This window comes from Streptomyces poonensis, from assembly GCF_014650915.1.
GTDB classification, from domain to species: domain Bacteria; phylum Actinomycetota; class Actinomycetes; order Streptomycetales; family Streptomycetaceae; genus Streptomyces; species Streptomyces poonensis.
In genome coordinates, this window is record NZ_BMVW01000026.1 from 1 (window position 1) to 25,050 (window position 25,050).

General features: G+C 69.6%; 21 protein-coding genes and 3 pseudogenes. 13 read left to right on the forward strand and 11 right to left on the reverse strand.

The genetic code is table 11. The features are described from left to right. Positions 1-303: 303 nt before the first annotated feature. Both IE242_RS35420 and IE242_RS35425 read right to left on the reverse strand, forming a co-directional pair. Positions 304-1,407: a DUF4037 domain-containing protein gene (locus IE242_RS35420; RefSeq protein WP_189866878.1), complete on the reverse strand. Its 1,104-nt coding sequence runs from the start codon at positions 1,405-1,407 to the stop codon at positions 304-306. A gap of 336 nt (positions 1,408-1,743) precedes the next feature. Beyond that, positions 1,744-2,478 carry an alpha/beta hydrolase gene (locus IE242_RS35425; protein WP_189866944.1) on the reverse strand — a complete coding sequence of 245 codons (735 nt, stop codon included), beginning with the start codon at positions 2,476-2,478 and terminating at the stop codon, positions 1,744-1,746. Positions 2,479-3,513: 1,035 nt separating this feature from the next. Between IE242_RS35425 and IE242_RS35435 the strand changes: the two genes are divergently transcribed. Together IE242_RS35435 and IE242_RS39010 are read left to right on the forward strand one after the other, a co-directional pair. After that, positions 3,514-3,780, forward strand: coding sequence for a hypothetical protein (locus tag IE242_RS35435; protein WP_189866882.1), 267 nt, complete (start codon positions 3,514-3,516; stop codon positions 3,778-3,780). 2 nt (positions 3,781-3,782) lie between these two features. Then, complete coding sequence (locus tag IE242_RS39010; RefSeq protein WP_308436811.1) at positions 3,783-4,424, forward strand: hypothetical protein; 642 nt, start codon at positions 3,783-3,785, stop codon at positions 4,422-4,424. 50 nt (positions 4,425-4,474) lie between these two features. Here IE242_RS39010 and IE242_RS38365 read toward each other — a convergent pair whose 3' ends face one another. Together IE242_RS38365 and IE242_RS39510 are read right to left on the reverse strand one after the other, a co-directional pair. Then, positions 4,475-4,729, reverse strand: coding sequence for a DUF6207 family protein (locus IE242_RS38365; RefSeq protein WP_229859894.1), 255 nt, complete (start codon positions 4,727-4,729; stop codon positions 4,475-4,477). A 1,457-nt stretch (positions 4,730-6,186) separates the two neighbouring features. Next, a pseudogene (locus IE242_RS39510) lies at positions 6,187-7,599 on the reverse strand (IS701 family transposase). 210 nt (positions 7,600-7,809) lie between these two features. Here IE242_RS39510 and IE242_RS39380 point away from each other — a divergent pair. Next, positions 7,810-8,277, forward strand: coding sequence for a transposase (locus IE242_RS39380; RefSeq protein ID WP_373299676.1), 468 nt, complete (start codon positions 7,810-7,812; stop codon positions 8,275-8,277). Between the two features lie 215 nt (positions 8,278-8,492). Here the strand turns inward: IE242_RS39380 and IE242_RS35475 are convergent, their stop codons facing one another. Next, positions 8,493-9,167 carry a TetR/AcrR family transcriptional regulator gene (locus tag IE242_RS35475; RefSeq protein WP_189866889.1) on the reverse strand — a complete coding sequence of 225 codons (675 nt, stop codon included), beginning with the start codon at positions 9,165-9,167 and terminating at the stop codon, positions 8,493-8,495. Between the two features lie 256 nt (positions 9,168-9,423). Next, entirely contained in the window at positions 9,424-9,681 is a 258-nt protein-coding gene (locus IE242_RS35480) for a hypothetical protein (RefSeq protein ID WP_189866891.1), read from the reverse strand. Between IE242_RS35480 and IE242_RS35485 the strand changes: the two genes are divergently transcribed. The 9 genes and pseudogenes from IE242_RS35485 to IE242_RS35515 all read left to right on the forward strand — a co-directional run bounded on the left by IE242_RS35485 (position 9,680) and on the right by IE242_RS35515 (position 19,641). Next, the gene (locus tag IE242_RS35485; protein ID WP_189866893.1) at positions 9,680-10,885 is read left to right on the forward strand and encodes an oxidoreductase; all 1,206 of its coding nucleotides are present in this window, start codon (positions 9,680-9,682) and stop codon (positions 10,883-10,885) included. The genes IE242_RS35480 and IE242_RS35485 overlap by 2 nt on opposite strands. Before the next feature lie 23 nt (positions 10,886-10,908). Beyond that, a pseudogene (locus IE242_RS39385) lies at positions 10,909-11,055 on the forward strand (transposase); the annotation flags it as partial. A gap of 41 nt (positions 11,056-11,096) precedes the next feature. Beyond that, a complete protein-coding gene (locus tag IE242_RS38375) occupies positions 11,097-11,354 on the forward strand; it encodes a hypothetical protein (protein WP_229859900.1) in 258 nt (85 codons plus the stop codon). Between the two features lie 402 nt (positions 11,355-11,756). Further along, a complete protein-coding gene (locus tag IE242_RS38380) occupies positions 11,757-11,891 on the forward strand; it encodes a transposase (protein ID WP_229859903.1) in 135 nt (44 codons plus the stop codon). Between the two features lie 302 nt (positions 11,892-12,193). Further along, a pseudogene (locus IE242_RS38385) lies at positions 12,194-12,547 on the forward strand (IS110 family transposase); the annotation flags it as partial. Between the two features lie 428 nt (positions 12,548-12,975). After that, positions 12,976-13,134, forward strand: a complete 159-nt coding sequence (locus IE242_RS38390) for a transposase (protein ID WP_229859922.1) — start codon at positions 12,976-12,978, stop codon at positions 13,132-13,134. 615 nt (positions 13,135-13,749) lie between these two features. Next, positions 13,750-14,670, forward strand: coding sequence for a transposase (locus IE242_RS35505; RefSeq protein WP_229859905.1), 921 nt, complete (start codon positions 13,750-13,752; stop codon positions 14,668-14,670). Then, complete coding sequence (locus IE242_RS35510; RefSeq protein WP_189866897.1) at positions 14,670-18,023, forward strand: AfsR/SARP family transcriptional regulator; 3,354 nt, start codon at positions 14,670-14,672, stop codon at positions 18,021-18,023. The genes IE242_RS35505 and IE242_RS35510 overlap by 1 nt, the downstream gene beginning before the upstream one ends. Before the next feature lie 568 nt (positions 18,024-18,591). Next, positions 18,592-19,641 carry a hypothetical protein gene (locus IE242_RS35515; protein WP_189866899.1) on the forward strand — a complete coding sequence of 350 codons (1,050 nt, stop codon included), beginning with the start codon at positions 18,592-18,594 and terminating at the stop codon, positions 19,639-19,641. A gap of 229 nt (positions 19,642-19,870) precedes the next feature. On the opposite strand, the gene maeA is transcribed toward IE242_RS35515, so the two are convergent. The 4 genes from maeA to IE242_RS35525 form a co-directional block, all read right to left on the reverse strand. After that, positions 19,871-21,844, reverse strand: coding sequence for an oxaloacetate-decarboxylating malate dehydrogenase (gene maeA, locus IE242_RS38780; protein WP_276530296.1), 1,974 nt, complete (start codon positions 21,842-21,844; stop codon positions 19,871-19,873). Beyond that, positions 21,844-21,978 (reverse strand): hypothetical protein, encoded by a 135-nt coding sequence (locus tag IE242_RS38785; protein ID WP_276530297.1) that lies wholly within the window; start codon positions 21,976-21,978, stop codon positions 21,844-21,846. The genes maeA and IE242_RS38785 overlap by 1 nt, the downstream gene beginning before the upstream one ends. 2 nt (positions 21,979-21,980) lie before the next feature. Then, positions 21,981-22,436 carry an NAD-dependent malic enzyme gene (locus IE242_RS38790; RefSeq protein ID WP_276530298.1) on the reverse strand — a complete coding sequence of 152 codons (456 nt, stop codon included), beginning with the start codon at positions 22,434-22,436 and terminating at the stop codon, positions 21,981-21,983. A gap of 250 nt (positions 22,437-22,686) precedes the next feature. Continuing rightward, positions 22,687-23,976 (reverse strand): MFS transporter, encoded by a 1,290-nt coding sequence (locus IE242_RS35525; protein WP_189866901.1) that lies wholly within the window; start codon positions 23,974-23,976, stop codon positions 22,687-22,689. Positions 23,977-24,083: 107 nt separating this feature from the next. Between IE242_RS35525 and IE242_RS35530 the strand changes: the two genes are divergently transcribed. Beyond that, positions 24,084-24,395: an ArsR/SmtB family transcription factor gene (locus IE242_RS35530; protein ID WP_189866903.1), complete on the forward strand. Its 312-nt coding sequence runs from the start codon at positions 24,084-24,086 to the stop codon at positions 24,393-24,395. Positions 24,396-24,456: 61 nt separating this feature from the next. On the opposite strand, the gene IE242_RS35535 is transcribed toward IE242_RS35530, so the two are convergent. Next, positions 24,457-24,909 carry a winged helix-turn-helix transcriptional regulator gene (locus IE242_RS35535; RefSeq protein ID WP_189866905.1) on the reverse strand — a complete coding sequence of 151 codons (453 nt, stop codon included), beginning with the start codon at positions 24,907-24,909 and terminating at the stop codon, positions 24,457-24,459. Positions 24,910-25,050: the final 141 nt, after the last annotated feature.

A 25,050-nucleotide genomic window follows, 5' to 3' on the forward strand; every position in this document is an offset into this window, starting at 1 on the left:
CATAGCCGGCACCGGCCTCACCCTCGGGGGCCCCGCCTCACCCTAATGAGCCGAAGTCAGTAACGCCGTCCAGCGCCGTTGCGTCCGGCAGCTGCCCGCTGCCGGACCGGATCTCCGGGAACGCCGGCGCAAGGTCCGTGCCCTGCCTTGAGCGCAGCGCGGCCCGTCCGGTCTCCACCGAGACCAGGGCCCGCCACCTGTCCTTCTCCAGACTTCGCGGTGTCTCATGAGGCATGAGGGTGTGCGTGGTGGCGTGCGGGTAGCAGCCTGGCGACGGCGTCACGGCGTCACGGCTTCGGGGCGTCACGGGTTCGGGGCGGAGGCCGTGGCCCGGGTCACCGCTCGTGTCCGCTGCGGGTTGCTGAGGGCGTCGGTGCTGTCGGTGAACTGGTCGACGGTGCCGGTCAGCGGCAGCGCGCGGACGGCCGGGTCGGTGATGCGGGCGGTCAGTGCCGCGGTGAAGCGTTCGGCGTGCAGGACCTGGAACGGTCTGCTGTGGTAGGGGCGTGTGGTGGGGTCGACCGGGTCGGTGAGGCCGAGCCGGTTGTGGGCGGCGGCGACGGTCCCGTAGGCGCGGGCCAGGTGGTGTTCGCGGGTGTGCCAGTCGGTGGCGGCGAGGGCTGCGGTGAGGACGGGCGTGAGGACGGCGGCCTGCGGGGTGCGGGCGAAGGCGCTGCCGAGCCATTTGCTGTACGGCGGGTAGCGGCGGTCCATGAGCAGGCAGAGCCGCATCAGATCGCGGACCAGGCGCGCGGCGACGACGGCGGAGCCGAGTTCGTCGCCCACTTCGCCGCACCGGCCGACGAAGGCTTCCTCCCGGGAGATGCGCTGCCACTGGCAGGCGAGCAGGTGGAGCCAGAGGTCGTGGGGGTACCAGGCGAGCCGCGCGCGGGCCGGGCCGAGCCGGTCGATCCCGTCGTGGAAGACGGCACCGGAGGTGACCTCGGCGAGCCGCTGCGCGGGGGTGGCCAGCCAGTCCAGCGTGGTGACGTCCTGGCCGGGGTCGAAGCCCAGCTGCGCAGTGAACCAGGTGGCCGGATCGGTGATGTCGACGCGGTGGTGCACCGGTCCGTCGGTCGCCTGCATGATCCGGATGCCCGCGTCGGCGGTGGCGGCGAAGTGGGTCGGGTAGCCGTGGAAGGTCTTGGGCAGCCGTGCGGAGAGCAGCTTCTTGATCGCAGTCCTGTGGCGGGTGACGTCGTGCGGGTGCAGGAACAGCTGGAGCCGGGGTCCCCACTCGTGGTCGGCGGAGCGGGCGGTGTCGAATCCCAGGACCTCCGAGCCGCCGCCGAGACGGGCGGCGGAGTGAGCGATGCCGGGTGCGGCCTCGTCCAGCAGGGGCCGGACGGCTTCGAGGTAGAAGCGGCGGGAGAGTTCCAGTCCGGGGATGAAGGGCGGTGTGGTCATGGCCCGGAGACTGCCGGACCGGTATGACGTTGGTCGAAGGTTTTTCCCGGGGGACCAGCACTGCCCTGGTGGGCGCAATGCCCGACCCGGCAGCCACCTGGTGAGAAAGCTCTGAGTGGCTTTGTCCACGAGAGCCGACAGCACCTGGACACGATTCAGGGCAGCATCCGAAGCACTGCAGCAATCGAACAGCCCATGGTTTCGGGCAGCGCGGGCCCCTGCCGAGTTGGCAGGGGCCCGCGGCATGAACAGCAGAGGAGCGCCGGGACCTGCCCTCGACGAGCAGCATCCCGGCCGACATGGCTTACCGTCTGCTGATGGCCCGGCGGCCCGGCCTCACTTCAGGTGCCGGGTGAAGAACTGGGCTGCGGCGTCCCCCGCGAACTGCGGGACGCCGGTGTGTCCGCCCATATTGGCGTGCAGGGACTTCTCCTTGGAGCCGAAGGCGTCGAACAGGGCCAGGGCCGCCTGCCGGTCGTTCCCTTCGTCGTCCCACTGCAGCAGGACGTGCAGCGGAATGGTGACCTGGCGGGCCTCCTCGAATATGGCGCGAGGCACGAAACTCCCGGCGAAGAAACCGGCGGCCACGATGCGCGGCTCGACCACCGCAAGGCGAACGCCGATGGAGATCACGCCCCCCGAGTACCCGACCGGGCCGCCGATCTCGGGCAGCGACAGGAGGGCGTCGAGGGCGGCCTGCCATTCCGGGACCGCCTTGTCGACGAGCGGGAGGATGAGGGCGTCGACGATCTCGTCGCTGACCGGCTCGCCGGCTTCCATGACCTGGCGCAGGTTGGCGCGGGCCTGCTCGGCGGCGGCCCAACGGGGCCGGTCACCGCTTCCGGGAAGCTCGATGGTGGCCGCAGCGAAGCCATCCGCCGCGGCGCGCCGGGCCCGCGCCACCAGCCGGGGGTACATCTTGTGCAGTCCGAGCGGGGGGTGGCCGAGCAGGACCAGCGGCGCCGGTGCGGATGCGGGCGTCCACAGGATGCCGGGGATCTCCCCGAGGGTGAATGCGCGTTCGAGGACGCCGTCGTCGAGGCGCTGTTCGGAAGTGAAGTGAAGGGGCATGGTCATGCCTTTCGGGAATGAGCTTGAACGGCGCTCCCGGATGACCTATCGCCCGACCGTGACCCCGGAGGAGAGCACCCATGTCGATACATGCACGGACACCACCTCCTCGTTCTCTCGCACGGCCTCCGCGAAAAGTAGCAACGGCCGCCGTGGTCCGCCAATCGGTTTTTGCGCGGGCCCCGTAGCCGGATGCCAAGGAGTCGGAACACTACGCAGAACTGTTCGGGGCGCCTCATCGCGGCTTGTCGAGGCGAGGCACTGCGACGGCGGGGCGCGCTGGGGGCGCTGTCGTCTCTCATGAACATCGAATACGACGCGCCGCCGACGCCTCCCGATCCCGTGTACCGGTGCTGTCGGTTCTCGTGAACAGAGCCGGCACGGCGTTCGTGCACCGCGCATGCCTCACTCGCCGTCGCCCGGAGAGATCGATGCGGCACGTACCGGTGCTGCGGCCGCGTGAGCGTCGGCCGGTCCCTGCTCCACGCACCGTCGCCCGCCCCAAGGGACAGAAGGGCTTCCAGGTGCTGCCGAAAAGGTGGGTGGTGGAGCGGGCCATCAGCTGGATTACGCGGGCCCGCAGAAACGTGCGGGACGACGAACGCCTTCCCCAGCACAGTGAAGCGCATCTGCCTGGACATCGATCACCCTGGTGAGCCGCCGCCTGACCCGGCCGCTCAAGGGACGGCCTGTACTGTCACACCTCCGCAGACCTCACAAGCTCCGTCCGCCGCGGTGCGGATCCGGGCCTGCCCTCACGGTATCCGCCTCTCTTCGGTCCCGAAATAGCCGACCGGCCACCGCGATCAAGCAGTCTGATCACAGCTTTCGATCGTACGGACAACACCCCGGCGCGGGATGGGCGAACGGAACCGGCCCTCGGAAGAGGTCTCGTCGTTTCCTGGCTGTGGGGATGACCAACGGTGGCCGCGCCCGTCTCCGAGGCGGCCTCGGTCACCGGCGAACTGGCACGAGGCGTGAGGGATCGTCCGGCCCGCCGCGGACCGTCGGCGCGACGGAGTGGAGAATCGCGGTATGCCCGACAAGAGAGATGAGACCGCGTGCCGCGTCTGCGGTGTCGACGACGGCGAGATCCTGTGGGGGGCCCACGGCTTCCCCCTGTACGTCATCTGCGACTGCTGCGGCACCGAATCGGGAATCGGTGACGACAACCTCACCCAGGTCCGCGAACTCCGCGGGTACTGGGTCGGGCGGGGTGCCCCCTGGGCAGAGTCTCACCGTCGCCCGAAGAACTGGGATCTCCTGCGACAGATACAGAACATCCCCGAGGAGTGGCGCTGAGGATGCCGGACAACGAGACGATACCGAGCGCGCCGGTTCCCCCCGAGGAATTCTGCCGCATGTGCGGGTGGAACGACGACACCTTCTGGGAGGACGGCTGGCCGACCTCCGCCATCTGTGACTGCTGCGGCAGCGAGTCCGGCATCGGTGACATGGGCGCGGAGCCCGGCTCGTGGGACGGTGTACGGGGCCTGCACGACTTCCGGGGATGGTGGATCGGCCACGGTGCCCAGTGGTGGTGCCCGCGCAGCAAGCCGCGGGACTGGGATGTGCTCCAGCAGGTGATGAACATCCCCGCGCCGTGGCGTACCCCGCCGCCGCCCCCGGTCGACCGGGAGCAGCGCGTCCTTGAACGGGCCGCGTCCGGGTCGCCGGGTACGGAGACCGTGTGCCGGATCTGCGGTCTGGCCGGGCCGTCGTTCTGGCGTGACGGCGTGCCCACCGAGACGGTCTGCCCGTCCTGCGGCAGCGAGTCCGGCATCGACGACCTGGGGCGCCCCGGAGATTGGGAGACGATGCGGGCCATCCGTACCCGCCGCGGTTACTGGGTCGGTCTCGGAGCCCCGTGGACCGACCCCTCGGCCCGCCCGGCGAGCTGGGACGTCCTCGAGCAGCTCGGCGCCATCCCGCCTGTCTGGCGGTGACCTCACCACCGGGTGGCGGGCTGAGCGTTCCACCGGCGGGGGGAGTTAGTTCAAAGCTTCTGCCGGGGCGGGGTCGACGGACACAGCGCCCACGGCGCCGCCAACCCCTGTTCCGCGAACACATCCAGCAGCGCGGCGCGGCGCCGCCGGTAGGACCACGGGGTGGTGTCCGTGCCCCCGAGGCGCAGCAGGTCGAAGGCGACGAAGTGGGCGGGCCACTCAGCAGCGGTCCGGTCGTCGCACGCCGCGATCTCCACCATGGCCGGCCCCGGCTCCGCCAGGTGCACCTCGTTGATCGGCCTCATGCACGGCACTACGCTGCGGCGGGCCGGGACGGTTCGGCGGTACCGGCGTCTTCTCCCGACCGGGTATGTCGGCGGGCGTTGCGAGACGCCCGGCTAGACGCGGGTGAACGGTTTGGCCGAAGGGAACTGACACCGAGCAGGACGCACCACGGGCCCCGGGGGATCAGCCATGACGTCCCCGGGCCCGGTTCTATGGGGTGCCCCCGGCCCAACAACCCTGCGGCCTCAGTGTCACGCGCCCCGCCCCGTGACCGCCAGCTACGTCGCCGGATCGGAGCAGGGGGAACGTCCCCGCGAATCTGATGCACATCGGAACCATGAAGACCCAAGAAGCGTTCTGCGTGCGATGTGGCAGTCCAGACACCCGAGTTGCCCGCCTCGACCAGACCAGCGCGGAAGGCGACTGCTTCCGCTGCGACAAGCCTTTCCAGGCCACGCCGTGCCAGGGCTGCGGAGGCTTCCGCATCGACGGATCCTTCGGCGTCTCCGGCACATTCGAGCACCCCCGGAGACTGAGGTGCTGGGACTGCGGGCACCGTAACCCGCTGCGCGATCCCGGCCCGGAGCAGACGAACGCAGGCCGACCTCCAGGCCGCCGTCGACCGCGGCCTGTTCGCGGGAAGTCATCACCTGGACCTCGAGTGTGTCGGCCACGGCGGGTGATGCCTGACCTGTCAAAGCCGGTATCCAGTACCGCTGTGGAACACCACAGCACGCCCAGGATTCACACCGATGGCGAGCTCGCAGTCGGACAACGGGTAAATGACTGTGCGGCGGGTGCCGACCTGATCGGCGATGCGGATCCGGTTCTTCCCGTCTCCGTACCCGAGGAAGACGCAGGAGTGCCCTACACGGGGCTTCCCCCTCCCGTGGTCACGCACTCCGATGTAGCTGTCACGGTCCGCCCAGAGTTGCAGCAGTGCTCCTGGAGCAAGGCCACGGGGCCAGCCGGAGTCCGATTCCACCAGGTCGTTCTCATCGGCCAAGCCGGCGTGGATCGTGGCTCCCGGCGCTCCCAGCCCCAGCAGGTTCACCGGCAGCGTTGTCCACCGACTCCACGTCCGCAGGCTTTTCCCCACAGAGCGTAGAACTCCATCGGCGATACCTCCTCGCCGTCGCTGTTCAGCATCCGCGGGACCAGCATGGAAAACCTGGGAAGGTAGGTGAGCTCGGCACCTGCCAGCTTTGCTGCGTCGGCGAAGTAGGTGATCGAGGCGTCATAGCAGTCATAGCTCGGGCGCTGGCTCGCGCCGCCAGCGCGCCCACGATGTGACGAATCCATTGACGATCACTGGATGGGTGACGTGCTGACCTGGCGACCTAGGGTCAACGCTGTGCTGTTGGCGATCTTGTGGCAGCCGAGGAGGACTGTCTGGTTCGGTGACATGGTGGTCGAGGGCCGAGCCAGGGGGTGAGGACCGTGTCGCTGCGTCCGCGAAAGAGCACGGGCATTCCGGTTACCGGTGGTTTGTCAGAACGGGGTCAGGTAGGGGTCGAGTCGTTGGCCGTGGCTGACGGCGTCGATCAGGTCCTGCAGTTGTGCCGGCGGGGGCGCGCTGGACCAGGCTTTCCACCAGCGTTGCAGCATGATGGCCGGGGTGAGCCAGCTGCGGACGGCCCGCAGAGTCTGGGGCCGGCGAGGCCGCTGGGATGGTCGGGCGCCCCCTCTCTGACCCCGGCGGGTCGGCGGCCGGGGCAGGTCGGCAGGCCGGCATGCCAGCAGAAGGAGAACGCGCAGTTGACCAGGGTCTGGTGGCGGCGGATCGCCCGGTCGGTGCGGACCTGGAAGTCGGCCCAGCCGAGTTCGTCCTTGACCTGCTTGTAGCTCTGCTCGATCCAGTTGCGGATCCCGTAGATCCGCACCACCTCGGCGAGACCGGCGGGCGGGTGAGGTGATTCGGCGACTCGTGGGCCGCCGGGCCGGGGCAGGTCGGTGACCAGATACCAGGTGCTCTTCTCAGGCAGCGTGGCCGGGGCGGTGGTGGCCACCACCAACCGGTTCAGCCCGTCCGGGCCCCAGAAGCCCAGAGTGGCATCCGCCGCCCACCAGGTGGCGGTGTGTCCATCGCGGTAGCTGCTACTCACCGGCATCCAGTCGCCGGGCCGGCCGGGGCCGTGCCAGGCCAACCGCAGTGCCGCGTCGATGGGGTATGGGCCTCATGAGCGTAGGCCCAGACGCCGCGGCGGCGCCGGATGGCCATCACGAACGGCACGTCCGCGGCGTGCAGTTCACAGCGGAAGTCGTCCACGTCGCCGTAGGCGCCGTCGGCCACCGCCGCCCGGAAGGGAAACCCGGCCGCCCGGGCCTGCCGGGCCAGGGCGGCGGCGATGCGCCACTTGGTGCGGAAGCCGGGTTCGCCGCGGCCCCGCTCGAAGTGGTGGGCCGGGGTGTAGGGCACGGCATGCAGCGGGTAGTGCAGGTTCTCGTCCGCCCACAGCGTGGTCACGGTGACCACGGAGTTGTCTGTCTTGCCGTAGCGGCCCAGCCACTGCCGGCCCACGTGGGCGATCGCCGTCCCGTCCTTGGGATCGCCGGAGTCATCGATGACCAGCACCCCGCCCGCGTGCGGGGCGGTGCGCGGATCCTCCCGCAGCCGCTCAAGACGGCGGGCATTGACCCTCTCGTGCTCCCACGGGGACTCGGAGAGGAAGAATTGCAGCCGCTGCACCGCCGGGTGCTGGGCGCCGGCCACCGGTTCCGCCCCGGCCAGGCAGGTCAGCGTCTTGTTCCGCTCCCGCGGCGCCAGCAGCCCCGTCAGGTACTGGCGGAAGCCCCGCCGCTGAGCCAGCGAGTCGAGCAGATCATCAAAGCCGGCGGCGTAGTACTCGAGCGGCCCCGGCGCCGGTGGACACGGACAACGAGCGGTCATGACAGCCACCCCTGCTCGTCCTTCTACTGCGACGACTGCCCGACATCAACAAACCACGGGTAACAGGTGCACGGCATCACCCTGCTCGGTCCGGTCGCCGCCGACCACAGCCACCAGGCCAAGGCCGGACAGGGCTTCGAACAGGACTGCCTTCACCATCGACTGGGACATCCGGCAGGCCACCTGCCCGCAGGGCGCGGTCAGCCGGGCATGGCGGCCGCTGCGCATCGGCGGGCACGACTGCATCCAGATCCAGTTCGCCAAGAAGGACTGCCTGGCCTGCCCGGTCCGGGCCCAGTGCACCGACTCGACGACCGGCCACGGGCCCTCGCCCTGCTGCCCCGCCAGTCCCTGCACGAGATCCAGACGCGCAACCGGCTCGAGCAGCGGGATCCGCAATGGCAGCGGCGGTATGCCATTCGTGCCGGCATCGAGGCCACCCTGTCCCAGGCGATCGGCACCTGCGGCCTGCGCAGAAGCCGCTACCGCGGGCTCGCCCGCACTCACGTCCAGCACGTGCTGACCGCCATGGCCTGCAACTTCACCCGCCTGGCGGACTGGTTCGACACCGCACCGACCGCTTCACGCCGGGACACCGACTTCCGCACATTGTGCACAGCCGCAGGACTCGTCACCGCACCCACAAGATCGCCAACAAAGTCACGGCATTGGACCTAGGGTCCGTCTTCAAACAAATCTCGCCCAGAGCAGGAACGAGGCGAGAGAGACCGCTGCTTCATAGGAGGTCGCGGTCTTGTCGTACCTGGTCGCGGTGCGCCACCGCGCGCCGGCCACCGCGGCCCGGCCCACGGCTACTGCCTGAACGTGCCGTTTGCCGAAACCTTGATGATGACGCGCGCGGATGTTCCAAGGCGAGTGGGGCAGGACCGGGCTCAGGCGGAGGCGCGGGCGATGGTGCCCGCGGTGAGCGTGGCCAGCATCTCCTGCAGGGCAGTCACGAAGTCCAGCTTGAACGCGGTGAGTGAGGGGTCGGCTTGGTAGGCGGCGAGCATCGCCGGGGAGGGACGTGCGTGTGTCCACACGGCACCGACGGCCATGATCATGGCTACGGTCAACTGTGGTGCGCTGTTGCCCAGCTCAGGAAGGTGCTGGTGGGCCAACGCCGCGATGTCGGCGACGTTGGCCACGGCCGCGCGCTTATAGCGGGCGGCCACCTCCGGGGAGACGTTGTGTTCCAGTACGCCCGCCTGCGCGCTCAGCAGGTCGCACAGGACCCGGCGTTGGGCGAGGGAGCCCGCGATGACGGCGGCGAACTGCTCTGCACGCCGGCTCACCGGAGCGTCCTGGTCGATGCCGGCGTGCACAAGGGCAGGCAAATCGGCCACCCACTGCCGCCAGGCACGGTCGAGCAGCTCCAGCAGAATCGCCTCACGCGATTCGAAATAGCGCAGCACATTGGACTTCGCCAGCCCGACGCGGCGGCTCAGCTCGTTCAAACTGATCTCGCCGATGGGCATCTCCTCGAGCATGGCGGCGGTGGTGTCGAGGATGGCCTGGCGCCGTGTCTCGCGCTGCTCCTCACTGCGCGCGCGCTGGAAGTTCGTCATGCCCCCATGTTACAGACTGCCGGTCTTTTGACATCAGACCGGCGGTCCTCTACGTTGGGGTCGCAGTCGAATAGACCACCGGTCTGAAAAAAAGGGGGGCAGGTCTTCGGCTGCGCACCAGGACCGACGCCTGTGCAGCTCTCCGCCTTCCGAAATGAGCACTCTCACGTCCAAGGCTGGTTCGTCACCCGAAGCTCCCGCGGCCCCGGGCCGCGCCATTGTCACCGCCGCTCTGCAGGCGGGCGACCGCGTGGTGCTACTGCCAGTGAGGCGGCCAGACACCCACCCATGGGAAAGCGAGAACACCCTGAGCACCCAAGCGACCACCGAAGCCGACATCGCCGTCGTCCGGTGCTTCATCGACGAAGTCGTCAATGGGGGCTGTCTCGACGTTATCGACCAACTCTGGGCGGACGACATGATCTGGCGCGGCGGCAGCCTGGGAGAACACCGCGGCACCGACGCCTACAGGCAGTTCACGGCGGCCCAGTGCCGCCGGCGCCTTCAGCGACATGCGCCTGGACATCATCCAGGTCGTCGCGGAGGACGACACCGTTGTACTGCTCTTCACCAACAGCGGCACCCACACCGGTGACTTCATGGGCGCCGACCCCACCGGCAAGCATGCCCAGTGGCTCGGCACCGGCGTGTACCGCATCAAGAACGGCAAGATCGCCGAAGCCGCCTTCGCCGAGGGCATCCTCGGCATGCTCTTCCAGCCCGGTATCGCGACCCTGCCGAGCGCCGCAGGACCGAGCACAAAATCAACGAATCCGAGGAGCGTGACAACAGTGAACCACTGGACCCCCGACGACATCCCCGATCAGACCGGCCGCACCGCGCTGATCACCGGCGGGAACAGCGGGATCGGACTCGAGACCGCCCGCGCGCTCGCCCGGCACGGGGCCCGCGTCATCCTGGCCGGCCGCAGCCGAACCAAGCTGGACCAGGCCGCGGAGGCTGTGCGCGCCGCGACCCCCGAGGCCCGGACGGACACCCTCGTGCTCGACCTCTCCGACCTCTCCTCCGTCCGCGACGCGGCCACCCGAATCGCCGAGACCGAGACGGTCGACCTGCTCTTCAACAACGCCGGCGTGATGAACCTGCCCGAGCGGCGGACCACCCACGACGGCCTCGAGATGACGGTCGGCACCAATCACCTCGGCCACTTCGCCTTCAACGCCCAGGTCTGGCCCGCCGTGCGCCGCTCGTCCGCACCGCGCGTGGTCACCGTCAGCGCCAGCGCGGCGCGGTGGCCGATGGGCAGGCTGGACGACCTGATGAGCGAAAAGAGCTACCGCGCCATGGGCGCCTACGCCAAGTCCAAGCGCGCCAACATCGTCTACACCCTCGAACTCGCGCGCCGCACCGCAAGCAGCCCCGTCGAGGCGCTCGTCGTCCACCCGGGGTCGGCGATGACCGGTCTGCAGCAGCACGGCACCGGCGCCCTGAGCCGCATGGTCACCCCGATCGCCGCACGCCTGCTCATGGGCTCGCCCGAGGGTGCGGCCTGGCCCTCCCTGTACGCGGCGACCAGCCCGTACGTCCAGTCGGGCCGGTTCATCGGCCCCGCCGGGCGGGACCAGACCTCCGGCACCCCCAAGCCCGCCAAGCTCCCCACAGGCGCCGACGACCCCGCGGAGGGCAGGCGGCTGTGGGCGGCGAGCGAGCAGCTCACAGGTGTCCCCTTCGACCTCGAAGCCGGGGCCGTCATCTAGGGTCCGTCTTCGCAGGTCGCTAGATGGTGGATCATGGTGGCGTGGTACGCCGTCATGAACGCACCGATGAGGAGTGGGAGTTACTCGCTCCGCTCATTCCACGGGCCGCGACGGGTCGGCCGCGGGTGGAGGACCGCCGGGTGATCAACGGCATGGTCTACAAGATACGGACCGGGATCTCCTGGCGTGACCTGCCGGAACGCTACGGGCCGTGGAAGACGGTCCACACCCTCCCCCACGCTCGGCTTCGCTCGCGCGGGGGCGCCCCCATCGCCGCTACGCCCTCGACGGAGTCTTCGCCCGGGCCCTGCAGCAAGTGCAGGCCCGGGCGGACGCGGCCGGCGACATCGAGTGGCTGGTCCATGTCGACTCCACCATCGTCCGCGCTCACCAGCACGCCGCCGCCACCGGCCGAATAAGTGACAAATCCACGAAGGATCACTGCATGAGTGGTGCGTTGAGCTGCTGATCTAGCGATCGTTGCGGGATTCTTGGTCGTCGTGCCGTACCGATCCGAGCTGGGGTTTCCGTGGAGGTTCAGGAGTCAAAGAGCCCTCTGAAGTGTGAGTCGAGCTTGACTCTGTCGGAGATTTTGGAGTTTCCCGGTGCGACAGCATGATCAACGGGCACGCTCGGGTGGTTCCTCCGATCGACGCAGCTGTCGAGGTGCCCGTTGTCCCTCCGCCCCCGTTCCGGTGAGCAAGTCCCGCCTCTGACTGCGCAGGTTGCGCGGGCGAGCAACCCGGGTGGCACGACGGCGATATGGGTACGTGACCGCCTGGACGGACTGTGGCGTGACGAGGACTTCGCCGACTGGTACCCGCGGGACGGGCGTCCGGGTCTCTCGCCTGCGTAGCTGGCCACCGTCTGTGTGCTGCCGTTCCTGCTCGGCCTGTCGGACCGGCAGGCCGCCGAGGCGGTCCGCTGCCGCATCGACTTCAAATACGCGATGGCCATGGAGCTGGACGATCCCGGCTTCCACCACAGTGTCCGTATCCCTGCGTGACGCCTTGCCCCGGCGTGAAAATTGGGTCGGCGGCTGTCCGTCGGCGTCGGCAGCACCTTGGGGGTGGATCCCGCATCACAGTCTGACGCCGGAGCTGGCCTGAGGGGCCGTGCACTGTTGCCTCGAGCACGCCATTCAGCTTTCCGATGCCCCCTCCCGCTCCATGGGCAGCCGCCGCCTGCCCGGATCGAAGTCGAAGCGAGGTGAGGACGGTGCCGGAGACACAAGAGCTCAGCACGGCCGAGGACTTGGTGGAGAGGGTTGCGGCGATTGATGTCGCGAAGGCGTCGGGGATGGTGGGTATGCGCCTGCCCCACGAGACCCGGACGGGACGCCGGGTCCAGCAGGTGTGGAACGTCCCGTCGACCACCACCGCGATTCTGGAGCTGGGTGACCGTCTGGTCTGCCGGCGTGTCACTCGGGTGGTGATGGAGGCCACCGGCGCGTACTGGAAGCCGTACTTCTTTCTCCTGGAATCCCGCGGCCTGGAATGCTGGCTGGTCAACGCCCGTGACGTAAAGAACGTCCCGGGGCGGCCCAAGACGGACAAGCTGGATGCGGTCTGGCTGGCCAAGCTCACCGAGCGGGGCATGCTCCGCCCCTCGTTCGTGCCGCCGAAACCGGTGCGGCAGCTGCGTGATCTGACCCGCCTGCGCGCGGTCCTCAACCAAGAACGCAGCCGGCACAAGCAGCGGGTGGAGAAGATCCTGGACGACGCGCAGATCAAGGTGACCAGCGTGCTCACCGACCTGTTCGGCGCCTCCGGCCGTGACATGCTCGCCGCCCTCATCGCCGGCGAACGCAGCCCCCGCCCTGGCCGAGCTGGCCCGCGGCAATCTCGTCCGCAAGAAGACCGCCCTGGCAGGGGCTCTAAACCGGGCAGTTCGAGGACCACCACAGCTTCCTCTGCCAGACGCTGCTGGACAGCGTCGACCACCTCAGCGGGCAGATCGCGCGACTGGACGAGCAGATCGCCACCGCTGTTCAGGACCTGCCCGGACCGGAGGAACACATACGCTCCGGGCCCTCGCTCGTCGAGCGGCTCGACGCCATCCCCGGTGTCGGACTCACCACCGCCCACATTCTGCTCGCCGAACTCGGCCCGGACATGGCCGTGTTCCCCACTGCGGATCACCTGGCCAGCTGGGCCAAGCTCACCCCGAGGACCACACAGTCCGGCGCCAAGCGCGGCTCCAGCCCGACCGGCCGGGGCAACCCCTGGCTCAAGAGCGCCCTCGGTTAAGCGGCCAGCGCCGCTGCCCGCACCGACACCTACCTCGGCGCGCGATACAGACGCATCGTCAAACGCCGCGGGCGCAAGAAGGCCCTGGTCGCCATCGCCCGCTCCATCCTGATCACCGCCTGGCACCTGATCAATGATTCGGACACCACGTTCCGCGACCTCGGCTCCGACTACCACCACCGCCTGATCGACCCGCAACGACGCACCCGCGACCTGGTCCGCCGGCTCAACGCGCTTGGCCACGATGTCGCTCTCGCCCCCGCAAGCTGACCACCATCTCAAGCTCTGGCTAACGAACGCGTCAGCATGCCCGTGACCTGGGGAATTTTTCATTCAGCGTGTTGGCCGACTTCCGCGCCCGGCTCGCCGAAGACGGCCGTGCCGACCGCCTCCTCGACCTCGCGCTGGCCCGTCGCAAGGAGACCGGACTGGTGCGCGAGCGCACCACGCAGCGCACCGACTCCACCCATGTCCTGGCCGCGGTGCGTGACCTGACCCGCCTGGAGCTGATTCTCGGCCCGCTACGCACGGCACGGCCACATCATCAGCTGGAAGGGATTCGCCGCTCATCTGACCGAGACCTGCGCTCCCGACGGCCCCAACGTGATCACGGACGTGGCCACCACCGCGGCCACCACCCACGACAGCAAGGTCCTGCCCGGTATCCATATCCGCCTGGCGCGTCGCGGGCTGCTGCCCGCCGAGCATCTGGTCGATGCCGACTACACCTCTCTGCCCCATCTGGAACAAGCCGCACGTGAACACCAGGTCACCGTCTTTGGGCCGCTGCGGAGCAATCCCACCCGTCAGCACCGCCGGAACGAGGGGTTCGCCCGGGACGACTTCCACATCGACTACGACCGCCAGCAGGTCACCTGCCCCCAGGGTCAGGTCAGCGCGGGCTGGCACGGCCCCTACCCGACCTCTTCGCCAACCGTGGCCCCGCTGATCGTGGCCCGGTTCAGCAGGAGCCAGTGCCGCCCCTGCCCCGTCCGATCCCGCTGCACGTCTACCGTCGACAGCGCCCGCACCGTGGGTTTTCCCCCGCGCGAACTCCGCGACCTGCAGCTCCGCGTCCGCGCCGAGCAGCAGACGCCCGAATGGAGGACCCGGTATGCGGTTCGCTCCGGAGTGGAGGGCACGGTCAACGAGTTTGCTCACGGACACGGCATGCGCCGCTGCCGCTACCGAGGACAGGGAAAGGCGCACGTCCAGCATGTTCTGACAGCCATCGCCGTCAACATCGAACGCCTCAGCGGACTTCCGCCCACCGAGGAAGCCCCCATGCCCAGCCGACCAACCGCCTTCCAGAACTACCTCGACCGGCGCGAGATCCCCGGCCGAAGTCGTGGCGAAGCCTGGGCAGCTGACCTCAACGACTCCAAGATCCCCGACAGAGTCAAGCTCAGGCGGGGCGGGGCTGCAGCACGGGTTGACGCGCCCTTTGTAGCGGGTGGTGAAAATGCCGTTCGCCGACGGGGGTCTGACCGGCTCCGGCGGGCTAGATTGGCTTTGCCCCCGGTAGGGAGTCGGTGATGGACGATCACACGGCGCCCCAGACGTTGCGCTTCGCGGTGCTCGGTCCACTGCAAGTGTGGCGAAACGGGGCAGAACTCGACGTCGGCCCGATGCAGCAACGGGTAGTGCTGGCGGTACTACTGCTGCACGCCAACCAGCCGATATCGCGGGACAAGCTCATCGACGCCGTATGGGGAACGACGGTCCCGGGGCGCGCGGTGAACCTGTTGCAGCGGCATGCTGCCGGGCTGCGCCGGGTGCTCGAGCCCGGCCGGCCCGCCCGCGCCCCGTCCCGGCTGCTGACCTGGAGCGGGGCCGGATACATGCTGACGGTGCCGGCCGGCCGACTCGATCTGGAGACGTTCGCCGCGCAGGTGAAGCGGGGCCGGGCGGCCCGGGCCGCCGGAGACCTGCGCGCGGCGGCCGAGGCGCTGCACGGAGCATCGGAGCTGTGGCGGGGCGGGCTCTGCGAGGGCCTGACCGGTCCGCTGCTGGAGGCCGAGCGAGACCGGCTGGCAGAGCACCGGCTGGATGTGCTGGAGGAGCGCATCGAAGCGGATCTGGCGCTGGGCCGGCATGCGGGGGTGGTGGCCGAGCTGGCCCGGCTGGTGCGCGAGCATCCACTGAGGGAGCGGCTGCGCGCCCAGCAGATGCTGGCCCTGTACCGGTCGGGGCGGCAGGCCGAGGCCCTGGCCGCCTACCGCCAGGGCCGGACACTTCTGGCGGAGGAACTGGGCATCGAACCCGGTGCGGAGCTGCAGCGCCTGGAGCGGGCGGTGCTCAGCGCCGATCCCGCCCTGACGTCACCCGCCCCGGAAGGCGCTCTGCCGGAACGCTCCGGTCCGGTGCGGGCGCCGTGCCTGCTGCCCGGGGACGTGGCCGGCTTCACCGGCCGGAGAGAGCAGTTGGCGTGGCTGGACCGGCTGATGGTTTCGGACGCGACCTCGACAGCGACGGTGATCGGCCTCATCTGCGGTACCCCGGGGGTGGGCAAGACCGCGCTGGCCCTGCACTGGGCACACCGGGCGCGGCACAGTTTCCCGGACGGGCAGTTGTACGTGAACCTGCGTGGCTACGGCCCGGAGCGGCCGATGACCGCGGGGGAGGCGTTGGCCCGGCTGCTGGCCGCGCTCGGCCTGCGCGGCCGGGACGTCCCGCTGGAGGTGGAGGACCGGGCGGCCCGCTACCGCAGCGAACTGGCCGGGCGGCGCATGCTGATTGTGCTGGACAACGCCGCTACCGCGGACCAGGTACGGCCGCTGCTGCCCGGCACCGCCACCTGCACCACCTTGGTGACCAGCCGCGACGCCCTGCCCGGCCTGGTCGCCCTGCACGGCGCCCACCGCCTGGTGCTGGACCTGCTGCCCGCCGACGACGCCCGCACCCTGCTGCACCGGCTGATCGGCGCCCGTGTGCAAGCCGATCCGCAGGCCGCCGCCACCCTGGCCAACCTGTGCCGGCGGCTGCCGCTGGCCCTGCGGCTGGCCGCCGAGCTCGCCGCCGCCCGCCCTCACCACAGCCTGGCCGACCTGACCACCGGACTCGCCGACCGGCAGCGGCGCCTGGACCTGCTGGACGCAGACGAGGACATCGGTGCCGGGATGCGGGCGGTTCTTTCCTGGTCCTACCAGCGGCTGCCCGCCGACACCGCCCGCGCCTTCCGCCTGCTCGCCCTGCACCCCGGCACCGACTGGGACGCTCACGCCACCGCCGCCCTCACCCGCACCGATCTAAACGCGGCCCGCCGCCTGCTCGGCCAGCTGGCCCGCGCCCACCTCATCCAGACCACCGGCCCCGACCGCTACAGCATGCACGACCTGCTGCGCGCCTACGCCGCCGAACTGGCCGCCGGCACCGACCCGGGTCCTGACCGGAAGGCTGCCCTGACCCGTCTGCTCGACCACTACCTGGCCACCGCCACCACCGCCACCATCGCCCTTGGCTTTCCCCTGTTGGACCGGCGGCCCCGGCTCTTCCGTTACACGCCGGTCATACCTGCCCCGCCGGTCGGCGACCCGGATACGGCGCGGGCTTGGCTGGACGCCGAACGTGCCAACCTGGTCGCCGTCTGCGCTCACGCCGTCCGGCACGGCTGGCACCGCCACGCCTCGGATCTGGCCACCACCTTGTTCCGCCACTTGGATGACTCGGGACTGTATGCCGTCGCGCTAACCCTCCACACCCATGCACGGGAGGCGGCCCGTCACGTCGGCGACCGCAACAGCGAGGCGTATGCGCTGAGCTACCTGGGCGTGGTTTATTGGCGGCAGGGGCACTATCAGCGTGCGGTAGGTCATTACCGTCAGGCCCTGGATCTCTTTCAGCGGACCGGCAACCAAGACGGCCAGGCCTACGCACTGACATGCCGGGGATTGGTTTACTGGCGACAGGGTCATTTTCAGGAATCCGCAGACGACCAGTGCCGAGCCGCGAATATGTTCGAGCGGACCGGCAACCGGGGCGGCCAGGCTTGGGTGCTGAATCACCTGGGTCTGGTCTACTGGCAGCAGGGGCACTACCGACAGGCCGCCGACTACCAGTGCCGAGCTGCGGACATCTTCGAGGAGATCGGTGACCGGGATGGCCAAGCCTATGCGTTGGCTTGTGTGGGCCTGGTTCACTGGCAGCAGGGGCACTACCAGCCGGCGGTCAGTCACCAGCGCCGAGCCTTAGACCTCTTCGAGGGGACCGGCAACCGGGACGGCCAGGCATACGCGCTGACCTGCCTGGGCCTGGTCTACTGGCGGCAGGGACGCTATCAGCGGGCCGCCGACCACCATCGTCAGGCCCTGGAGATCTCCCAGCAGACCGGTAACCGCGCCGGCCAGAAATTCGCCTTGCTCAGCTTGGGCTTGGTCTACTGGCGGCAGGGAGAGTATCAGCGGGCCGCCGACCATCACCACCAGGCCCTGGATCTGTCCAAGCAGCTCGATGACCGAGTCAGCCAGGCCTACGCGCTGACGTGCCTGGGCCTGGTTCACCGGGAGCAGAAGCAGCATCAGCAAGCCATTGACCATCACCACAAGGCCCTGGACATCTCCAAGGAGATCGGCCACCGCGCTCTTGAAGTCGATGCGCTCAACGGCCTGGGCGAGGCCCTGCAAGCGGACGGCCAGACGCTGGAGGCTCGAGCCCGGCACGCCGAGGCGCTGGCTCTGGCCGTAGATACCGGTGACCAGTACGAGCGAGCCCGCGCACACACGGGAATCGCCGCTACACACCACGCCACAGGAGACGTGCCTCAAGCCCGCCGCCATTGGGATGAAGCCCTGGGCCTGTACGCCGGCCTCGGCGTCCCCGACGCCGACACGGTCCGCGCCCAGCTGGCCGCTCTCACCCCACAGGACGTCAGCCCGGCCGCTCCGTCCTGAGCGCACGACGTCGCCCGGGCGCCGGATGACGCGCTGGTGCGCCCGGACGGGCACCGGTGCGCCGCCGCACGGCTCGCCGCCCTGGTGCCGTACCGCACCTGCAGTGCTTGAGCAGCCGTGGGCGGTGATTGTCAGGGCCACGTGCGATTGGCGAGGTGCGTAACCAGAATTCTCAGGTGGGTGTAGCTCCTTCCGAGGGACGGCTCCACCTGCGTGAACTGCGGTCTGGGCCGCTCCCGAGAGATCGACTCGGCCACCAGGGCGGCTGGCGCGGCAACCTACGCCCTCCACACTGTGGATCTTCATACGGTGCGTAAAAGCAACCCGCGGGTTCCGAAAGGATCTTCACGACCGGCAGTCGAGTCGAACCGGCAAATGCCCAGCTCATCCTGCCCCGCGGAAGGAGCTGCACCCGTCCACGATCCCGGCCCCTTCATGTTCGGCCTCCAGCGCGCACACCTTGCTGGGATCTTCCTCTGGCCTGCCTGCTGACTCAGCGAACCGATCCGGTGTCAACTGACGGGGATCGGTGCACCCATTGTCAGCGGCTGCTGGCAGCATCACCGCTGTGAACACCATATTCACCACCCCGCCGCGGCCGTTCGACGTCACCGCGCTCTTCCCTCAACTGGCCCCGCTGGCGCGCACGGCGACCCGGCTGCACCCGCGGCCGGGCGTGCCGACCGTGCACGACAGCTCCGTCGGCGGGCCGCTGCTGTGGCCCGCCGACGATCCGTGGCCGTACTGCGACGAGCCGCACAACCGTGCCGCGGCGCTGGAGATCCAGTCACCGGACGACATACGGCTCCAGCGTCGCCGCCTCACTGCGTCGGCCGAGCGGCTGCACCGCGACCCCGATGCACCTCAGTGGACCCCCGAGGAACGGGAGGCCCTGGAGCGGGCCAGGGCGGGCCGCCCATGGTTCGACGGCCCGATCCCCCTTCTCCCCGTCGCCCAGCTCTACGCCCGCGACATCCCCTTCCCGTGCCCGCCCGACAAGGACCTCCTCCAGGTCCTGTGGTGCCCCTTCGACCACGCGGAGTACGCCCACCCCCGGACCGCGCTCTTCTGGCGCTCCTCCGCAGCCGTCACCGATGTCCTCGACGCACCGCCCGAGCCGCCCATCGTCCAGACCGACGACTACCTCCCGCAGCCGTGCCTGTTCTCACCGGAACAGGTCACCGAATTTCCACACCCCAGCGAGCTGGACGAGGAGCTCCGGGACCAGCTGGCCGACAAGAGCCGCTGGGAGACGATCGACCCCGCGCGCTACCAGGCGTACGCGTACGACCCGGGCGAGCTCTACCTGAACAACCTCTCCACCGCCCCCGGCTGGAAGACCGGCGGCTGGACCCGCTGGAGCCCCACCGACCCCGTCGACCGCCCCTGCCCCGAGTGCGGCGCCGAAGAGATGGTCCCGCTCCTGACCATCGCCTCCTCGGAATGGGACGGCGGCAGCGGAACCTGGATCGCCAAGGAGGAACCGGCGAACCCGGCCCCGCCTCCCCTGGGCGCCCGGCGCGGCAACTTCACCTTGATCGACATTGCGGGCGACTACAACCTGCAACTCCACGTGTGCCCGCCGTCCCCGGATCATCCGCACCTCGCACTGATTTAGTGGAAGGCCGCTGCGGCCGGTCAGTGTTGCCGCGTGGGACGTCTCACCTCAGCGCGCTGGAGATTCTCATCAGGGGTCGCCCTTGAGTCTCACTTCATGTTCCGCCTCGGTCACCGTTGCAGGCGTGGAGGACGTAGGCCGCCGCGCCAGCCACCCTGGTGGCCGAGCCGATCGCTCGGGAGCGACCCAGACCGCAGTTCACGCAGGTGAAGCCGTCCCTCGAAAGGAGCTACACCCACTTCATCTTCACCGGCTGTCGCCGTTCTGGACAGCGGGCTCGCCGACGCGATGCGCTTCGCCCTGGACGAAGACGTGCCCGTGCCTGCACTGATTGATCAGTTGCGCGCTCAGAAAGAGCGAGATGGAAGTGGCGGTCCTCTCTTGGGATTTGAGACGAGGCAGTTCCGAGCGTTGGCGGCATCCCGGCGGGGCAGAAGTGCCTGGCTCGACGCGGTGGTCGATGCATTGACACCTGCACGCCCGCAGTCGCTGGGCAGCGCGTAGCGCCATGGCTTGGTTCAGCAGAGAGTGCGGTCCAGGACGAACCGGCAGACTTCACCTCCCGGCCCCTGCTCACGTTGATGGACGGCAGCGGACGCCGACTGCACGGCTCGGTGTCGACACTGCCTAGCAGGGCCTTTGAGAGCCGGCGCCCGGCGAGCGGGACGCGGGTGCGGTGCCCGAGGTCCTCGGCACCCATCACGGACAGATAGACCGCGGCGGTGTCCTCGCTCACCGGCCTGGGGGCGAGCGGGTGAGTGGCCACGACCAGGCTCAGCGCCTTCCACAGCGCGTACGCGTCCGAGTCCGTCTCGATCAGCATCTCCACCTCGGGGTCCAGCGCAGTCTCCTCCAACGGGTACGGGCTGGCAGTGCCAGCAGCCTCGCCAATCCTGGCTTCCTGCAGGCCCGTACGCCCCGAGACGCCGCCTTTGCTCCCGCCCGGCGGGCAGAAACCTGTGATCCGCTCCCGCCACGCGGTGTGAGGACCGCCGGATGCGATTGGCCCTTGCACGAGGCGGTGCTGTGCCCGGCCCCGTACCTGCCGTGCGGCTGGCGGGGGACCGGAGGTGGCCGGCCGTCGGTGGGTCAGTGGCCTTGACCGGCGGGTAGACCGGCTGCCACATGGCGGCGCGGACACGCTGCTCGGTGTCCTCGTCGACCGAGGTACGGGCGATGCCGTCGCTGGCGGCGGCCTGGGCCACGGCGACGGCCACGGCGACGGATGTCTCGTGGAGCTGGGTGATCGGGGGGGCAGGGCGCTCCGGCGGCTGTGGCGTCGGTCTGTCTTGCGACGGCGTGCGCTGCCGTGGTGAAGCGTGGCGTCGGTGACCCGGTCGGCTTTGGCGACGATGGCTCCCAGGCCGAGGCCGGGGAAGACCAGCGCGTTGTTGGCCTGCCCGAGCTGGTAGGTGACGCCTTCGTGCTCGACCGGGCCGAAGGGGCTGCCGGTGGCGATCAGGGCCCGTCCCTGGGTCCAGGCGAGCAGGTCGGCGGGGACGGCCTCGGCCAGGCGGGTGGGGTTGGACATGGGCAGGATGATCGGCCGGTCGGTGTGGGAGGCCATCGCGCGGACGATGTCCTCGGTGAAGGCGCCGCCCTGGCCGGAGGTGCCGATGAGGATGGTGGGCCGCACCCGCGCGACGACTTCGTCGAGCAGGATGCCGCCGGCCTCGGCGTCATACCGCCAGTCGTCGACCTCTGCCGCGCGGCGGGCGTAGCGCAGTTGGAAGTCACGCATGTCGTGCTGGCCCTCGGTGAGCAGGCCGTGTCGGTCGACGGCCAAGATACGGCCAGTGGCCTGCTCTGGGCGCAGGCCCTGGGTGATGAGGGCTTCGCGGAGCTGGTCGGCGATGCCGATGCCTGCGCTGCCGGCTCCGAAGATGACGATGCGATGCTCTGCCAGGGGGAGGTCGGTGGCGTGGACGCCCGCCAGGACGGCGGCCAGGTTGACGGCGCCGGTGCCCTGGATGTCGTCGTTGAAGGTGAACGCCTTGTGTCGATAGCGGTCCAGGATGCGGCGGGCGTTGGCCGGGCCGAAGTCCTCCCAGTGCAGCAGTGCGTTCGGGAAGAGGGTGGCGGCCGTGTCGACGTAGGCGTCGATGAAGAAGTCGTAGGTCTCCTGGTCGACGCGTTTGTGGTGGATGCCGAGATAGAGCGGGTTGTCCAGGAGCTCCGGCCGGTTGGTTCCCGCGTCGAGCATCACCGCGAGCGTGCGGTGCGGTGCGGGTCGACGCCGGCGGCGGCGGTGTAGACGGCGAGTTCGCCGACCGCGATGTCGATGCCGCCCACGCCCCAGTCGCCACTACCGAGAATGGCCTCGCCGTCGGTGGCCACGATCAGGTCGATGTCGTTAGGGCGAGTCCCGGAGCGCGCAGGGAGCGCTCTATGTCCTCGGGTGCGTGGGCGGAGAGGTAGATGCCGCGCGGGCGGCGGTACTCGAAGCTGTAGCGCTCGATGGCGGTGCCGACGGTCGGGGTGTGGACGATCGGCAGCATTTCCGGCAGGTGGTCGCCGATCAGCCGGTAGAACAGCACCTCGTTGCGGTCGTGCAGCGCGGTCAGGTACACGTTTTTGGCGAGGTCTGTCGGCTGTGCGCTGTACTGCTGGTAGGCGCGTGCCGCCTGCTGGTCGAGCGTCAGCACTTGTGGCGGTATCAGGCCCACCAGGTCCGGTTCGCGCCGCTGTGTCTGTGTGAAGGCGGTGCCGCGGTTCGGGCGGGGGTTGGTCAGGACGGGGCAGCCTCGGGCGGTCGTCCTGAGCACTCGGCGCGAGGGGCGCAGTGGGTCGGGCATGAGATCGACTCCGCTGGGTCGTAGTGAAGGTGGGATACCGACAAGCGCCCGCCTCGGCGCGGTCATGCGTCCCATGCTTGGCGGTGCGCATCAGGCGCGCAGGGCATGACTTCCGCGGTATTTCGTCGCAGGACGGGGTCAACGGTGGTCCGCGGGAGTGGGCTTGTGGCGGCTGCCGGGCAAGGCCCGGGTCGCCCGGCTGTAGCTGATTGCCAGGCGGCTCTTCGGTGTCGGGCGAGGATAGGGCCGGTCAGGGCCTGGTGTCGGCTGCTTCGAGGAGAGGAGCGGTTGCTGGCAGCGGGGAGTCGGCTGCTGCTGCCTTCGTGCGGCGCAGCGCTGAGATGCCGAAGGGGATCGAGAGCAGCGCGAGCACGGTGACGGCGCTGACGTACCCGATCGCGGTGTCACGCAGTCCTGCTGTGGGGATGACGAGACCGGCCGCGATGGCCGGGATGCTGTTGGCCAGGTAGCAGACGACGTAGACGGCCGAGAACAGCTGGGCGCGCTGCTCGTGGGCGGCGGTGTGGGCCAGCATCCGGAAGGCGCCGAAGAAGGCCGTGCCGAAGCCGAAGCCGGCGATGACGGTAGCGCCCAGCAGCAGGGCCGTGGACGGCAGAAGGAGTGCCGGGAGGGTCACGAGCGTGCCGACGACCAGAGCAGCGGACCCGGACAGCATCATCGGCAGCGGGGCCATGCCGCGCAGCACGATGCAGGCCAGTGCGGCGGCGCCGGGCAGGAGGGCCACCACGAGACCGGCGACGAGGTGATTGCCGGTGTGCAGGATGTCGGCGGTCAGCGACGATCCCAGGGAGAAGTACAGTCCGCCGATCGCCCAGCTGGCGACGAAGGGCGGCACGGCGATCAGGAAGGCCTTGCGGTCGGGGTGGGGGACGGACACCCGTGGCTGCAGCGAGGCGAGTGTACCGGGCCGCAGGGGGGAGGTCTCGGGTATGAGCAGCGCGGCCGCAGCCAGCGCCAAGGAGGCTGCGGTGAGCAGGGCGAAGATGACGGTGTGCGGGGAGGGCGCGTACTGCGTGAGCACTCCGCCGGCCAGGGCGCCGAGGGCCATGCCGCCTGCGGCGCCGGCGCTGTTCAGCAGCGGGCCGAGCTTGGACCCGGGGTGCTGCAGGTCGATCATTCCGGCGCTGATGGCGCCGGTGGCCGCGCCGGTCGCCAGGCCCTGGATGATCCGGCCGGCTATCAGCTGGTCGACCCCGCCGGCGGTCAGCATGACCGCCATGGCGGCCGCTTCGCCGACGAGGGCGACGGTGAGGACCGGACGGCGGCCCAGGTGATCGGAGAGCCCGCCGACGACGAGCAGGGAAACGAGCAGCGCCAGGGCGTAGACGGCGAAGACCACGGTCAGGGCGGTGGCCGGCAGGCCCCAGCGGCGGGCGTATTCGGAGTAGAGCGGGGAGGGGGCGCTGCTCGCCGCCATGAACGTGAGCTGGGTGACGCCCAGCAGCCAGAAGGCGGTCGCCCGGGACAGGCGCAGGGCGCGGCCACCGGATAGCGGCTGCGGCCGAGGGGCGGTGGGCATGAGGACTCCAAGGAGAGTTCCAAAAAACTCGAACTGTCGGAGCGTACGTCACCCCGGGCAATAGTTCCAAGATTCTCGAACTCTCATGGTTTCAGTATCCTCGAACCATGAGTGCGAAGACGCGCGAGTTCGCTCACCCCGAGACGGCCGAGTTGGAGATGACCAGTGTCCTCTTCGCCCTGAGCGACCCCGTCCGGCTCGAGCTGGTGCGCCGCCTCGCCGCCGACGGTTCGCTGGAGGTCGCCGAGTGCCAGCCCCGCTCGGGACCCATTCCCAAGTCGACGCTCTCGCACCACCTCAAGACCCTGCGCGAGGCGGGCGTCATCCGCAACGTGCCCCAGGGCCGCCAGCGCTCACTCAGCCTGCGCCGCGAGGACCTCGACTCCCGCTTCCCCGGGCTGCTGGACGCCGTCCTCTGAAGCGGACCGCCATGCCGGCGGCCCGGCCGGTCCGGTACCGCACGGCAGCGGCGCCTCGAGGTCAGGCCCCACCAGGGGCGGACTGAATTTCGACGTCGTCGGCCGAGAGGACGCGCCCATCGTGGGCGCGCATCTCCAGCCGGGCCACCGGCTCGCCGTCCCGGATGTCGACCAGCTGGAGTCGCTCCTCCCTGTCGTCGAACAGATGAGCCACCCCCCACTGGCGCAGCGCCACCAGGACGACCCGGAGGGACTTGCCCTTCTCCGTCAGGCGGTACTCGCGGTACGGGCTTCCGTCAGAGGCCGGCTCGGTCACCATGACCCCGGTCTCCACCAGCTTGGCCAGCCGGGCGCTGAGGATGTTGCGCGCACACCCCAGGCTGCGCTGGAAGTCGCTGAACCGGCTCACTCCGCTCAGGGCGTCCCGGACGATGAGCAGCGACCACCAGTCGCCGACCTCGCCGAGCGAACGGGCGACCGGGCAGGTCGCCTCACTGAGATCCGTCTTCCGCATGGGTGCATCCCTCCCTCACCTGCGCGAGGGTTTCAACTTTAAACCATGCATGACGGTCATCGCCGGGCCGCCGCCATCCTCTCCGCTCGCGCCGAGTTGCGCCCCCTGCGCCCCCGTCCGCCGTGTGGTTGCGTTTTTAAA